We start from the raw sequence: 14,318 nt of genomic DNA on the forward strand, positions 1-14,318 counted from the left end.
GGCCGGGGCGCGCCGAACACGCGCCGAGAACGCGCCGAACACGCGCCGAGAACGCGCCGAACACGCACAGCGCACAGGACCAGAGAGGGCCCCGGACGATGAGCACCGCCCCCCGCCGTACCGCCGCCCGTCGCACCGCCGTCGGGCCCCGCGCGGCCCGCCTGCTCCCCGTGCTCCCCGTCCTCCTCGCAGCCCTCGCGCTCCCGGTCGGCTGCGCCGCTCCCGGCGAACTGCGCGACCACGGCGCGGTCACCCCCGTCACGCCCTCCCCGGCCCGCGTGCCGCTCTGGCCGGGTGCGCCCACCGCCCCGTCGCCGACGCCGCAGGAGCCCACCGGGAGCCGCAGCCCGGAGCCGCCGCCGCAACCGGTCCCCGACCTCACCGTCCCCGGGCAGGACATCACCGCCGTGGACGTCCGGGCCCTGGTGGCCAAGGACCCCGGCGTCACCCAGGACGAACGGCGGGTCCTCGAACCCTGCGCGGGCTGCGAGTTGCGCGCCCCCGAGTACCGCGACCTCACCGGGGACGGACGGCCCGAGCTGCTGCTCGCGGTCGGCCTCGCCGACACCGTCGTGCTGCACGTCTACACCGCCTCCGGCGACCGGCTGCTGCCGATCCACCGGGTCTCCCTGCTGAAGGTGTTCGGCGCCGAGACCGTCGGCACCGACCTCTGGCTGTACGAGCCGACGGGCTCCTTCCGGACCGGCCGCCTCTACCGCTGGGACGGCGTGCGGCTGGTCCTGGCCGACCAGAAGGTGGAGGGCATCGGGCCGACCCCGGAGCCCGAGCCGACGTCGTCGGCCGTCGAGAAGCCGGTGGTGGAGAAGCCGCCCGCGCCCCGCCCCAGCGCGGGCAGCGGGGACGTCTCGCTCAAGACCGCGCCCCCGTCCCGGCCCTCCGGCGTCGCGACCTCCGTCCCGGACGCGGCGGTCGGCAAGCAGCCGCAGCCCACCCCCGCCCGCCCGGCCCCGCCCACCGCCACGCCGCTCCCGGAGACGAAGCCATGAGCCCCACGGCCGCCGGCCACCCCAGCATCCTGATCGTCGAGGACGACGAGGTGATCCGGGAGGCGACCAGGATGGCGCTGGAACGTTACGGCTTCCCGGTCGCCACGGCCGCCGACGGCCTGGAGGGGCTGGAGATGTTCCACGCCGTGAAGCCCGACCTGGTCCTGCTGGACGTGATGCTGCCGCTGCTCGACGGGGTCGGGCTGTGCCGCCGGATCCGGGAGGAGAGCCAGCTGCCGATCCTGATGATGTCGGCCCGCACGGATCCGGTGGACGTGGTGTCCGGGCTGGAGGCGGGAGCGGACGACTACGTGGTCAAGCCGTTCGAGAGCGCCGTGCTGGTGGCGCGGATCCGCACGGTGCTGCGCCGCGTCCGCGTCGTCCCGGCCGAGCCCGGGGCCGTGCCCGAGCCTGCGGCCGCTCCGGTCCCCGCGGCCGTCCCCGCCCCTGCTCCCGCCCCCGTCCCCGCCCCCGGAACCCTCACGTCCGAAGCCCTCACGCCCGCACCGCTGACGCCCGCACCCCCGGCCCCCCGCACCCCGGTCCGCAGCTTCGACGGCCTGGAGGTCGACACCGACTCCATGGAGGTCCGGGTCCACGGCACCCTCGTCCCGCTCACCCCGACCGAACTGCGCCTGCTGCTGGAGTTCACGGCCGCCCCCGGCATCGTGCTGGAGCGCGCCGTCCTGCTGGAACGCGTCTGGGACTACGAGTGGGGCGCCGACACCCGCGTGGTCGACGTCCACGTCCAGCGGCTGCGCGCCAAGATCGGCGGCGGCCGGATCGAGACCGTCCGCGGCTTCGGCTACAAGCTCAGGCGGGCCGAATGACCCTGCGCCGCCAGATCGCCACCGCCGTCGCCGCCATCTCCGTCCTGGTCGCGGTGGCCGTCGGGCTGCTGGTCCACCAGGCGATGGTCCGCCAGCACGTCGACCAGGCCCGGGGCTCCGCGCTCACCGCCCTGGACGCGGCGCTCGGTTCCTTCGAGCGCAACGAGGAACTCACCGGCGGCGGCCGTCGGCAGGCCGCCGTGGACGATCCGGCGCTGCCGGCCCGGCTGCGCGCCCTGGCCGCCGAGGGGCGGCGCGGGTCGCTGCTGGCCCCGGGCCCCGAGGGGGAGTCGGTGTGGGCGGCGGCCCCGGTCCGCAGCGGCGGCGAGGTGCTGTCCGTCCGGGTGGGCTTCACCCAGGACCGGCAGGCCATCGCCGACCTGGACCGGATCATCCTGCTCGCCGTCGTCGCCTCGGTCTTCATCACGGTGCTGGCGGGGGTGCTGGTCGCGGACCGGATCAGCCGCCGGCTGCGGACGGCGGCGACCGCCGCCCGGGGGATCGCCGCCGGCCGCACCGACACCCGGATCGGCGAACTCGTCGACGGGCGGGACGAGGTGGCCGACCTGGCGGCGGCGGTCGACCTCATGTCACGGGAGCTGCACCGCCGGCTGGAGGACGAGCAGCGGTTCACCGCGGACGTCGCGCACGAGCTGCGCACCCCGCTGACCGGTCTGGTCACCGCCGCCGAACTGCTGCCGCCCGGCCGGCCCACCCAGCTGGTGCAGAACCGGGTGCAGGCCCTGCGCGCCCTGGTCGAGGACCTCCTGGAGGTCTCCCGGCTGGACGCCGACGTCGAGCAGCCGGACCTCTCTGCGGTGCCGCTGGAACGCGCGGTGCGCCGCACGGTGGCGCTGACCGGGCTGGAGGTCGAGGTGGAGATGGCGGCGGACGCCTCGGTCCGCACCGACCTGCGCCGCCTGGACCGCATCCTCGGCAACCTGCTCCTCAACGCCGACCGCCACGGCGGCGGCGCCATCCACCTGCACGTCGACGCCCATCGGATCACCGTCCGCGACCACGGCCCCGGCTTCCCGGCCGAACTGCTCCGCGACGGCCCGCAGCGCTTCCGCACCAGCGTGCGCGAACGCGGCCGCGGCCACGGCCTCGGCCTCACCATCGCCCAGGGCCACACCCGCGTCATCGGCGCCACCCTCACCTTCACCAACCACCCCACCGGCGGCGCCGTCGCCACCCTCCACCTCCCGGATGTCGGAGCGGCCAGCCCCGATTCCGGCAAAGACCCGCCCCCGTGACCACCGGGCGGCGGGTCAGGCTTCGGATATCTGAATATGATCTATCTCGATCAGAAATTATCAATATAGATCATCGGCAGGTATTCCTAATGTCGAGGTTCTAGTATTAGAAAATGACAGTTACGATTGACATGCCGGAGGATCCGGAAGAGCCGGATGAGGATGCCGTTCCGCAGAAGCTCAAAGTCACGCCAGAGATTGCCGAGATCTTTCTTTCCCGAAATTCGGTCAACCGGCGTCTGGACAAGAGCCATGTACAGGCTTTGGTGGAGGCGATCCTTCGCGGCGAGTGGCAGCTGACGCACCAGGGAATCGGGTTCGACAGAAGCGGTCGGTTGCTCGACGGCCAGCATCGCCTCCACGCGATCGTCGAGGCGGGCGTTCCCGTGGAGATGTTTGTCTGGGGAGGGCTCTCGGAGGATGTTTTCCCAGTTCTCGATACCGTCAAGCGCCGGAGTGCAGCCGACGCACTGTCGTCGACAGGCGAGAAGTATTTGACTCTGCTGTCCTCCACTATCCGCCACGTACTGCTTTTCAGGACGATGCCGAACGAGCCCTGGGTCGGTGTTCGATCCAGGATGTCGAACGACCGCATCCTTGCCGAGTACAAGGCGGATGTGGACAGCTACCGGGTGGCTGTGTCCGTTGGCCGTGAGTTGGCCAAGCATATCTTCGCAAGTCAGACGGCCCTGGCGGTGGGCTACTTCCTGACTACGGAGGCCGCGCCGGCGGCGGACATCGACGACTGGACCACCGGGCTTAAGTCGGGGGCGAACCTGGACCCGGGCGACGCGCGGTTGGTGTTGAGGGAAGTGCCGAAGGAAACGCACAGGCGGGGATCGAAGCGCAGGCTGGACATGCGGGATCAGCTGTCGATGTACATTAAAGCGTGGAACGCTTGGGTCCGTCCGGATGCGGACAGCGAATTGGTCCTCCGGCGTCTGCGCAAGAAGGAGAAGATGCCGACGCCTGTCAAGGAGCGGTTCACGCGTTAGCGCCGCGCCAGGGAGTCAGGGAAGGTTGCCGCGGACGATCACTGTCCCTGACTCCCCGCGCACAACCACATCCCTGCCCAGGGACTTGGCGATCCGCTCGGCGAATTCGCGGTAGATCGGCGTCGAGGAATCACCCGTACTCTGTGCGACGATGATCACGCGCGCGCCCTCCCAGGAGGACCGAACGACCTCCCAGCCGAGTTTGGCGAACGAGGAGGCGATGAACTTCTCCTCGCTGATCCGGCGGACCTCTCGTGTCGGCCGTAAGGATGTCCCTTCGGCCTGAAGTACGGACCTCTCGAGTTCCGCCAGCCGGTGGTCGAGGGAGCGGACGATGAGAAGGGTCTCCTCGGTCATGTCGGCCTCTGACCGCTCCACGGCGTCGGAGGAGCCACTCTGCGGGTGAAGCGTGTGAATGTCGCGCATCCTGCTCTCGAATTCTGGCCAGCTTCTCCGGAAAGCGCGATCCAGCCGGTCGCGGGGGATCGCCGGACTACCCGCGGTGCTGTTGAGGTCGGCGAGGAACTTCAGTACCTCGTCCTCGTTGTCGCCGAGGACGGCCTGGAACTGGCTGAGCGGACTGGTGAGTTCGGCGACTCTCATACCGATGAGGAACGGCACGACAGAGCCCCCGACCTGATTGGAAACGGCTCCGGCCTCGTAGTTGAGCCAAGGGGACCCCTGGTTCTCCGGAGTCGTGCAGATGATCCCGAAGTTCGCCTCGGAGAGCTTCGTGGCGATCTCCTGTGTTGCCCTGCCGCCGACGGCGATGTCCTGGCTGGAGAGCCAGGGGTCGACGTGCTGGAGGACGTCCGGCAACCAGGATCGCAATGCCTCCGCAGTCATCCTGGCGCGCTGCCCGGACCAGCTCAGGAACAGTTTCATCGGGTCTCCCCTCGTAGTGTTCGATGCGCTGCCCATTGCGGTCAGGTCCGGTCGCAGCCGCGCCCGGTGTTGAGCAGCAGTGCCTGCTCCTCCTTGAGGGAGCCGTGCGACTCGCGGACGTACAAGAGGAACGGGCTGCCGGGGTGGCGGATCAGGACGGACTTGTCCGGGCCCGCGCCGTCCCAGTCGGACAATAGGACGTCGTAAGTCGCGGCGTGCGCGCAGAAGTCGAGGACGACGGTCGGCATCTCGTCCCCGATGATCAGGTCGCCCCGTGCGGTGATGATCTCCCGCATCTTCCGGGCGTTCGGGGCGAACACGGTCTCCACCCAGGTGCGCCACCGCGCTTCGTCCGGCTCCGGCAGCGGACGACCGCACAGCTCCGGACCGGGGTGCGGCATGAATCGGCGGCGGTACTCGGCCCATGCCTTCTCGTTGGTCTCGGCCAGTACGAGAAGAGGGGCGTAGAACTCCTTGATCTGGTTACTGACCCGGTCGGTTCGGGCTTGTTGCCGAGACCTGCGGGTCTCTCCGTGATGGTTCAGCCAGTGGGCCAGGACGGCGATCACGGCACCGGCGCAGGCCGTTACCATCGCTGCGTTCATCGGACTCCCCAGGGCGCCGCTTGTGCGGTATTGAAGCACGGCGCGCCGGGGCATTTCCACTCTCCGGCGAAAGCTCGTAGGTCTACGGAGTATCCGCATACAAAATTATCGAATTCGCTTGCGGAGTCCGGGTGTCCGGGCATCGGGATGTTGTCCGAGGAGGCGGCCCCGCCGGAGCCACCGGCGGTGCCGCCGCGCGCTCCGGGGCCGGTCGCGGGCCGTGCCCCCGGCGGGACGGGGTGGGTCACTCGACGGTGACGCTCACTCCACGGTGACACTCACCTCCATGCGGTCGTCGCCCGGGGTGCCGGCGACCTCGATGGTGACGCCGCTCCAGGCGCCGCCCGGTTCGTTCAGCGCCGGAGTGCTGTGCTCGCCGAGGAGGTTGTTGCCGAGGGACGGGTAGAGGTCGTCCGCGTCGCCGCGGTTGGGCACGATCGCGTCCGCCAGGTCGCGGCGGCCGTCGGCCTGCATCAGCTCGATGGCCAGGCGGTTCTCGTCGTTGACGTTGTCGACGGACTCGTCCACCACGTAGACGGCGATGCCCTGGTCCGGGAGGAACGCGTCCTGGCCGCTCTGCCGGCGGTACTCGACCACGAGGTACTGTTCGGGGCCCATCCGCGGGCCGCGGACGAGCAGGATGTCGCCGCCCTCGGAGACGGGGCGCAGTACGACGTCCTTGGTGGTGCTGGTGATCTTCTGCGGCCTGGTCCAGTCGTGGAACATCCGGAGCATGCCGTTCGGGTACACCGGCCGGTCACCGGCGTGCGCCCGGTCCGGGCCGCCCCAGGAGCCGGAGGCCATCAGGCAGTAGTCGCCGAGGCCGTTGGAGATGGCCTCCACCCTCGGGTCCCCGGTGTCGTAGAAGTCGGCCCAGCGGCCCGCCAGATGACCCCACTCGTGGCAGCAGACGCCGACCCGGCAGTCCTCGGGGACGGTGAGGAAGGTGGGGATCGTCAGGGTCGAATCGGTCGGGAAGCCGGGGCTGAAGGCCCACTTGGCGCTCCACAGGGCGTCCGGCCGCTCGACCTTCGGGACGGCCTCGGCGCCGGGGCCGGCGTGGACGACGAACAGGGCGGTGACGGCGCCCTCGCCCAGTACGTCGAGCTCCTCGGGGAACTTCACGCCCTGCTGGAGGGCGAGCTTCACGGCGTCGGCCGCCATGCCCACCTCGTTCCGGTGCGGGACGTGGGTGTCCTGGCCGGACATGTGGTTGGCGTAGAAGGAGAGTGGGTTCGGCAGCCGGAACCAGCCGTGCACCTCGCCCTGGACGTCGATGCCGCCGTCGGCGGGAGCGGCGGGGTCGAAGCCGCTGACGCCGCGGTAGTAGTCGCGCATCGAGCCGGTCGGGAACGTTCCGGAGCTGAACAGCAACTGTTCGAAGTGCTCGACGGTGTGGGAGGAGTCGTGCGGCCGGTCGGGGAAGTCCACCAGGAGCACCTTGGTGGGGACGACTCCCTTGAGCTTCTCCGACGGGTGGTCGATGAGCTGGGCGTCGCCGCGCGGACCGGGGCGGAGGGCGCCGTCGTCGAGGCCGACGACGTTCTCGCCGCGCCACTGGGAGCGCAGCACGCGGTAGTACTGGGCGAAGGAGATGCCGTCCGGGAGGCGCCGGGACCCGATCAGGTCCTGGTACTCGTCATACAGCTCGTCCAGCGCGGTCGGTGACAGCGGGACAGGGCACGGATGCGGACGGTCGTGGGGGAGGCCGTGCGGGAGGTCGACGGGGGTGGGGTGGCGATGCAGGGTGGTTAAGGTGTGACGCATGGTGACGGCTCCTTCGAGCCTGTGCACCCCGCCGGGGCGTGTGCGGCGCCGCGGGGGCGTGTTCGGCGCCCCGTCGAGTAGGCGGTCGCCGGCAATCGGTCGGCTCGCCGAAAGGCGGTCGGGTCTGGCCGGTACCGGTTGTGAAAAGGGCGATATGCGGTTGTTTGCCACCATTCTGACGCTCCGGGCGGCCAAAGCACCAGACCCGGAGGGCCGTCGGATCCGCCGTCGGCCCGCTCAGCCGGCCCGGTGCGCGGCGGCCGCCGCGGTGAAGGAGGCGGCGAGCTGCGGGGATCCCGCCCAGTGCAGATGCAGATACGAAGCGTGAATGTTCACCGCTCCCGCCGCTCCCGCCGCTCCCGCTGCTCCCGCGAAGCCCTCGGTGCGCGGCCCGTCCGGCAGCCGCCAGCCCCAGGCGGGCCGTTCGCCGGCGCCCGGCTCGCAGACCGTGCGGTGGAACTCGTGCCCGCGCACCCGGGTGCCGGTCGGCGCCAGCACCGAGTCGTGCAGCGCGACCGCCTCCCGGTACCCGAGCGTCAGCCGCTCCGTCATCCGGGCCGAGGTGTCCAGCACCCCGCACATCGGCAGGCCGTCCAGTTCCCGCCCGAGGTAGAGCAGTCCGGCGCACTCGGCCGAGACCGGTCCGCCCGAGGCGGCGAACGCGGCGATCGCCGACCGCAGTTGCCCGTTCGCGCTGAGTTCCCGGACGTACAGCTCGGGGAAGCCGCCGCCGATCACCAGGCCCGCCGTGCCCTCCGGCAGGGCGTCGGCGTGCAGCGGGTCGAAGGGCACCACCTCGGCACCGGCGGCGGTCAGCAGCTCGGTGTTCTCGGCGTACGAGAAGGAGAACGCCGCGCCGCCGGCCACCGCGATCCTCGGCCGGGCCGCACCGGCCGCGGTGTCGAGCCGGGCCACCTCGCGGGCCGGGTCCCACGGTTCGGCGGCCAGCGGCGGCGCGGTGCGGGCCAGCGCCAGCACCGCGTCCAGGTCCACCGAGGCGGCGACCAGCGCGCCCATGTCGGCCACCGCCCGCAGGGCCTCCGCCGAACGCTCCGCGGCCGGGATCAGCCCCAGGTGCCGGGACGGCGTGGCGACGGCCGCCGAACGCCGCACGGAGCCCAGCACCGGCACCCCGGAGCCCTCCTCCAGGGCCTCGCGCAGCAGTAGCTCGTGCCGGTCGGAGGCGACCCGGTTGAGGATCACCCCGGCCAGCCGCACCTCCGGGTCCCAGGAGGCGAAGCCGTGCACCAGCGCCGCCACCGACCGGGACTGCGAGGAGGCGTCCACCACCAGCACCACCGGCGCCCGCAGCAGCTTCGACACATGGGCGGTGGAGGCGAGTTCGCCACGCCCGGACGCGCCGTCGAACAGCCCCATCACGCCCTCGACCACCGCCACGTCCGCCCCGGCCGCGCCGTGCAGGAAGAGCGGCGCGATCCGCTCCGGCCCGCACATGAACGCGTCCAGGTTGCGGCCCGGCCGGCCGGCGGCCAGGCCGTGGTAGCCCGGGTCGATGTAGTCCGGGCCGACCTTGTGCGGCGAGACCGCCAGCCCGCGGGCGGCGAGCGCGGCGATCAGGCCGGTGGCGATCGTGGTCTTGCCGGCGCCCGAGGAGGGCGCCGCGACGACGAGACGGGGGATGTTCACGGTGCTGCTGCTTCTCTCGCTGGTACTACCGGGACGCTCGGCGGGCCCGACGGGCCCGGCGCGCTACCACTCGATGCCGCGCTGGCCCTTGCGGCCGGCGTCCATCGGGTGCTTGACCTTGGTCATCTCGGTGACAAGGTCGGCCGCTCCGGTCAGCAGCTCCGGCGCGTACCGGCCGGTGATGACGACGTGCTGGCTTCCCGGGCGGTCGTTCAGCACGGCCACCACCTCTGCCGGGTCGATCCAGCCCCAGTGCATCGGGTAGGTGAACTCGTCCAGCACGTAGAAGCGGTAGGTCTCGGCGGCGAGGTCGCGCTTGACCTGCTCCCAGCCCTCCTTGGCCGCCGCCTCGCTGTCCAGCTCCATCTCGCCGGTGCGCTGGATCCAGGACCAGCCGGAGCCCATCTTGTGCCAGTCGACGGTGCCGCCCTCGCCGGAGGCGCCGAGCACGCGCAGCGCGTTCTCCTCGCCGACCTTCCACTTGGCGGACTTCACGAACTGGAACACCCCGACCGACCAGCCCTGGTTCCAGGCTCGCAGGGCCATGCCGAACGCGGCGGTGGACTTGCCCTTGCCGGGCCCGGTGTGCACGGCGGTGATCGGCTGGGTACGACGCTGACGGGTCGTCAGGCCGTCGTCGGGGACGCTCTCGGGGACACCCTTGGGCATGTCGGCTCAGGCCGCCTTTCGCGAAGCAGGAGAAGCAGGGGCAGAAGCGGAGGCGGTCGGACGGTACTCACCGCGGCCGCCGCCGCGGCTGTCGCGGACGAGCGAGGCGACGCCGTCGGCGCGCAGCTCGTCCAGGGTCACGGCGGTGGCGCGCAGCCGGTCGGCCAGGGTGCGGGCCAGGCCGAGCCGGACCGGGCCCGACTCGCAGTCCAGCACCACGCTCGCCACGCCCTGCCCGGCCAGCAGCCCGGCCGCCCGGTGCGACTGGGCGACGGCGTCCCGCGCGCCGGTGGCCCGGCCGTCGGTCACCACGACCAGCAGCGGGCGGCGGTCCGGGTCGCGCAGCCGCTCGACCCGCAGCACCTCGTGCGCCCGCAGCAGTCCGGCCGCCAGCGGGGTGCGGCCGCCGGTCGGCAGCGACTCCAGCCGGGCCGCCCCCACCTCCACCGAGGAGGTGGGCGGCAGCGCCAGCTCGGCGCCCGCGCCCCGGAAGGTGATCATGCCGATCTTGTCCCGGCGCTGGTAGGCGTCCATCAGCAGCGACAACACGGCGCCCTTGACGGCGGTCATCCGCTGCCGGGCCGCCATCGAGCCGGAGGCGTCCACCACGAACAGCACCAGGTTGGACTCCCGTCCCTGGCGCACCTGCTCGCGGAAGTCGTCCTTGTGCAGGACCAGGGACCGCGAGGACCGGCCGCGCGCCAGCTGGTGCGGGGCGGCGGCGCGCAGGGTGGCGCTCAGGTGCAGCCGGGCGAGGCGGCCGCGCGGGCGGCGGGCCCTGATGGTGTGGCCGCTGTCGGTCTCGGCGGGGGAGCGGCGGCCCTGGGCGCCGCGCCCGGTGCCGTCGACGGCGAACAGCCGGGTGCGGTACGGGTCGCCGGCCGCGACCGGGGCCGTCTCCCGGGCGGGGGACGGCTGCTGGAGCGGGACCGGCTGCGGGGCGGGGGCGTCGTCCGGGGCCGGGGCGTCCGCCGCCTCGGCGGGCGGGCCGTCGGGGCCGTCCTGGCCGGACGGCTCGGGCGCGCCGCCACCGCCGCCGTCGGGACCGCCGTCCTGCGGGCCGTCACCCTCGGGGCCGTCGGGGCCGCCCTCCGGGTCCGGGTCCTCCTCGGGCTCCTGCGGCGGCAGCGGCTGCTCGGGCTCGGGCTCGGCGTGCTCCTCCAGCACCTGGTCCAGCTGGTCCTCGTCCAGCCCGGGGGCGTCGAAGGGGTTGCGCCGCCGCCGGTGCGGCAGCGCGAGCTGGGCGGCCTTGCGGACGTCCTCGGCCAGCACCTCGGTGCGGCCCGCCCAGGCGGCCAGGGCGACGGCGGCCCGGGCCATCACGATGTCCGCGCGCAGCCCGTCCACCTCGAACGCCGCGCAGACGGCGGTGATCTGCCGCAGGGCCGCGTCGGTCAGTTCCACCCGCGGCAGCAGCTCGCGGGCGGCGGTGATCCGGTCGGCGAGCGCCCGCTCGTCGGTGGCGAAGCGGTCGGCGAAGGCGGCCGGGTCGGCGTCGTAGGAGAGCCGGCGGCGGACCACCTCGGCGCGCTCCACCGGTTCCCGGGTGGCGGCGATCTCCACGGTCAGGCCGAACCGGTCGAGCAACTGCGGCCGCAGCTCGCCCTCCTCCGGGTTCATCGTGCCGACCAGCAGGAACCGCGCCGCGTGCCGCACCGACACGCCCTCGCGCTCCACGTACGAGCGGCCCATCGCGGCGGCGTCCAGCAGCAGGTCCACCACGTGGTCCTGGAGCAGGTTGACCTCGTCGATGTAGAGCACGCCGCGGTGCGCCCGGGCCAGCAGCCCCGGCTCGTACGCCTTGACGCCCTCGGACAGCGCGCGTTCGAGGTCGAGCGAGCCGACGATCCGGTCCTCGGAGACGCCGACCGGCAGCTCGACCAGCTCGGCCGGGCGCTCGGACGCCGGGGCGCCGCCGTGCGCGCCGTCCGGGCACTGCGGGTCCGGGGCGGCCGGGTCGCAGGCGAAGCGGCAGCCGTCGACGGTCGCGATGGAGGGCAGCAGCCCGGCCAGCGCGCGCACCATGGTCGACTTGGCGGTGCCCTTCTCGCCGCGCACCAGCACCCCGCCGACCGCCGGGGAGACCGCGTTCAGCAGCAGGCCGAGCCGCAGGTCGGCCATGCCGACGATCGCGGTGAACGGGTATCGGACGTCACTCATGCATGCTCCCCAGGGGCTCCGGGCGGAAGGAACGGCAGCGATCCGGCCGCCGGCACCCCGCCCTCGATCAGCTTCCACAGCGCGTCGGTGTCGGCGTGTTCCTCGATCAGCTCGCCCAGCCGGTCGAGCCGGGCCTCCCGCGCGTCGGCGAAGGAGACGTCCGGCGCGGGGACGAACGCCCGGCCGGCCGCCGCCGCGACCTCGCGCAGCAGCGCGCGCCGGAAGCCGTCGTTCTCCAGCGCGCCGTGCCAGGTGGTGCCGAGGACGGAACCCGCCCGGCACCCGTCCAGGAACGGTTCGCCGCCCTCCACGGCGACGATGCCGTGGTGGATCTCGTAGCCCTCGACCCGTTCCCCGAACGCCTCGCCGACGGGCCGTCCGAGCACCTTCTCCGGGCCGAACCGGACGTGGGTCGGCAGCAGCCCGAGGCCGTCCACCGCACCCGCCTTCGACTCGACCTCGTCCACGATCGTGCGGGCCAGCATCTGGTAGCCGCCGCAGACGCCCAGGAGCGGCAGTCCGGCCGCCGCCCGGGCCCTCAGCACCGGTTCGAAGCCGCGCTCGCGCAGCCAGCCGAGGTCGGCGACGGTGGCCCGGGTGCCGGGCAGCACCACCAGGTCGGCGTCGGCCAGCTCCTCCGGCCGGGTGGCCCAGCGGACCAGCACGCCGGGCTCCTGGGCGAGCGCGTCCAGGTCGGTGAAGTTGGACAGCCGGGGGAAGCGGAGCACCGCGACCCGCAGCACCTCGGCGCCCAGCGGGCCGCGCGCGGCGGTCCGGTCGACGACGGTGGACAGGTCGAGCGAGTCCTCGGCGTCCAGCCACAGGTCCGGCAGCATCGGCAGGGTGCCGAGCACCGGACGCCCGGTCAGCTCCCGCAGCATCTCCAGCCCGGGGGCCAGCAGCCGGGCGTCGCCGCGGAACTTGTTGACGAACCAGCCGGCCACGTGCCGCTGGTCCTCCGCCGACAGCAGCGCCAGCGTCCCGTACATCGCCGCGAACACGCCGCCGCGGTCGATGTCCCCGACCACGACGACCGGCAGGCCGGCCGCGGTGGCCAGGCCCATGTTGGCGATGTCCCGGTCCCGCAGGTTGATCTCGGCGGGCGAGCCGGCGCCCTCGCAGACCACCACGTCGAACCGGCCGCGCAGGTCCGCCAGGCACTCCAGGGCCCGCTCCAGCAGCAGCGGCTTGCGCTCGCGGTAGTCCAGCGCGCCGACCTCGGCGACCGGGCGGCCCAGCAGCACCACCTGGCTGCGGCCGTCCCCGCCGGGCTTGAGCAGCACCGGGTTCATCGCCGCCTCCGGCTCGACCCGGGCGGCCTGCGCCTGCATCGCCTGGGCGCGGCCGATCTCGGCGCCGTCGGCGGTGACGAAGGAGTTCAGCGACATGTTCTGCGCCTTGAACGGCGCGACCGCGACGCCCTGGCGCGCCAGCCAGCGGCAGATGCCCGCCGTGACCACGCTCTTGCCGGCGTCCGAGGTCGTCCCGGCGACCAGCAGTGCCTTGCTCATGCCCGGTACCTCCGCTTCCTGTTCAGCGCCGCCCGCAGCAGCAGGTGCCCGGCGACGGTCGTACCCAGGGCCAGCGCGCCCACCCGCCGCGACAGCACGCAGGCCCGCTCGATGTCGTCCACCCCGACCGGCCGCAGGCCCTCGCCGAGGACCGGCCGGTGCTCGGTGCGCTCGCCGTACCGGAGCGTCCCGCCGAGCCGGACGCCGACCGCGCCGGCGAAGGCCGACTCGGCCTGGCCGGCGTTGGGGCTGGGGTGCGCGGAGCCGTCCCGCCGCCAGACCCGCCAGGCGGTGCGCGGTTCGGGCGCGGCGGCCACCGTCAGCAGCGCGGTCAGCCGGGCGCCCGGCCAGCCCGCCACGTCGTCCAGCCGGGCCGAGGCCCAGCCGAACCGGGCGTAGCGCGGGGAACGGTGGCCGACCATCGCGTCCAGGGTGTTCACGGCGCGGAACGCCAGCAGCCCCGGGGTGCCGGCCAGTGCGCCCCAGACCAGGGCGTTGACCACGGCGTCGGCGGTGTTCTCGGCCACCGACTCGACCACCGCGCGGGCCAGCTGCCGCTCGTCCAGGGCGCTCGGGTCGCGCCCGCACAGGTGCGGCAGCCGCTCCCGGGCCGCCGTCAGGTCACCGGCCGTCAGCGCGCGGCCGACGGTGCGGGCCTCCCGGGTCAGCGAGGTGCCGCCGAGCACCGTCCAGGTCGCGGCGGCGGCGAGGGCGGCCCGGCCGAGCGGGTGGCGGCCCAGCAGCCGGTCGGCGGCCACCGCCCCGGCCGCGACGGTGCCCACGCAGAGCGCGGTGAAGACGGTGCCGGCGGCGCGGTCGTCGCGCCACAGCAGCCGTTCGGCCCGGCCGGCCGCGCTGCCGAAGCCGGCCACCGGGTGGCCGCGGCGCGGATCGCCGAACCGGGCGTCGGCCAGGTACCCGGCGACGGCGCCCGCGCCGAACGCGGCGGCCCGGGTCAGCGGGCGCACGACGAGGTGCGCGACGAG

At 73.4% G+C, this 14,318-nt stretch carries 12 protein-coding genes; 4 read left to right on the plus strand and 8 right to left on the minus strand.

The genetic code is table 11. The annotated features are described in order from the left end of the window. Positions 1-98 precede the first annotated feature (98 nt). The 4 genes from ACIQ9P_RS23835 to ACIQ9P_RS23850 all read left to right on the plus strand — a co-directional run bounded on the left by ACIQ9P_RS23835 (position 99) and on the right by ACIQ9P_RS23850 (position 4,088). Positions 99-1,007, plus strand: coding sequence for a hypothetical protein (locus ACIQ9P_RS23835; RefSeq protein ID WP_402359527.1), 909 nt, complete (start codon positions 99-101; stop codon positions 1,005-1,007). Next, entirely contained in the window at positions 1,004-1,837 is an 834-nt protein-coding gene (locus ACIQ9P_RS23840) for a response regulator (RefSeq protein ID WP_402359530.1), read from the plus strand. The genes ACIQ9P_RS23835 and ACIQ9P_RS23840 overlap by 4 nt, the downstream gene beginning before the upstream one ends. After that, positions 1,834-3,093, plus strand: a complete 1,260-nt coding sequence (locus ACIQ9P_RS23845) for a sensor histidine kinase (protein ID WP_402359533.1) — start codon at positions 1,834-1,836, stop codon at positions 3,091-3,093. Before ACIQ9P_RS23840 ends, ACIQ9P_RS23845 begins: the two co-directional genes overlap by 4 nt. Before the next feature lie 113 nt (positions 3,094-3,206). Beyond that, a complete protein-coding gene (locus ACIQ9P_RS23850; RefSeq protein WP_402359536.1) occupies positions 3,207-4,088 on the plus strand; it encodes a hypothetical protein in 882 nt (293 codons plus the stop codon). Between the two features lie 15 nt (positions 4,089-4,103). Here the strand turns inward: ACIQ9P_RS23850 and ACIQ9P_RS23855 are convergent, their stop codons facing one another. The 8 genes from ACIQ9P_RS23855 to ACIQ9P_RS23890 form a co-directional block, all read right to left on the minus strand. Continuing rightward, positions 4,104-4,973 carry a TIR domain-containing protein gene (locus tag ACIQ9P_RS23855; protein WP_402359538.1) on the minus strand — a complete coding sequence of 290 codons (870 nt, stop codon included), beginning with the start codon at positions 4,971-4,973 and terminating at the stop codon, positions 4,104-4,106. Between the two features lie 41 nt (positions 4,974-5,014). After that, complete coding sequence (locus ACIQ9P_RS23860) at positions 5,015-5,578, minus strand: hypothetical protein (protein ID WP_402359540.1); 564 nt, start codon at positions 5,576-5,578, stop codon at positions 5,015-5,017. Positions 5,579-5,839: 261 nt separating this feature from the next. Next, positions 5,840-7,345, minus strand: coding sequence for a M6 family metalloprotease domain-containing protein (locus ACIQ9P_RS23865; RefSeq protein ID WP_402359543.1), 1,506 nt, complete (start codon positions 7,343-7,345; stop codon positions 5,840-5,842). Positions 7,346-7,582: 237 nt separating this feature from the next. Next, positions 7,583-8,992 (minus strand): cobyrinate a,c-diamide synthase, encoded by a 1,410-nt coding sequence (locus ACIQ9P_RS23870; RefSeq protein WP_402359546.1) that lies wholly within the window; start codon positions 8,990-8,992, stop codon positions 7,583-7,585. 63 nt (positions 8,993-9,055) lie between these two features. Next, the gene (cobO, locus tag ACIQ9P_RS23875) at positions 9,056-9,661 is read right to left on the minus strand and encodes a cob(I)yrinic acid a,c-diamide adenosyltransferase (protein WP_402359549.1); all 606 of its coding nucleotides are present in this window, start codon (positions 9,659-9,661) and stop codon (positions 9,056-9,058) included. A gap of 6 nt (positions 9,662-9,667) precedes the next feature. Next, positions 9,668-11,821: a putative cobaltochelatase gene (locus ACIQ9P_RS23880; protein WP_402359552.1), complete on the minus strand. Its 2,154-nt coding sequence runs from the start codon at positions 11,819-11,821 to the stop codon at positions 9,668-9,670. Then, complete coding sequence (locus ACIQ9P_RS23885; protein WP_402359555.1) at positions 11,818-13,332, minus strand: cobyric acid synthase; 1,515 nt, start codon at positions 13,330-13,332, stop codon at positions 11,818-11,820. Before ACIQ9P_RS23885 ends, ACIQ9P_RS23880 begins: the two co-directional genes overlap by 4 nt. Next, positions 13,329-14,300 carry a cobalamin biosynthesis protein gene (locus ACIQ9P_RS23890; protein ID WP_402359557.1) on the minus strand — a complete coding sequence of 324 codons (972 nt, stop codon included), beginning with the start codon at positions 14,298-14,300 and terminating at the stop codon, positions 13,329-13,331. The genes ACIQ9P_RS23885 and ACIQ9P_RS23890 overlap by 4 nt, the downstream gene beginning before the upstream one ends. Positions 14,301-14,318 lie beyond the last annotated feature (18 nt).

It is taken from the genome of Kitasatospora sp. NPDC094019, assembly GCF_044764505.1.
Lineage (GTDB): Bacteria > Actinomycetota > Actinomycetes > Streptomycetales > Streptomycetaceae > Kitasatospora.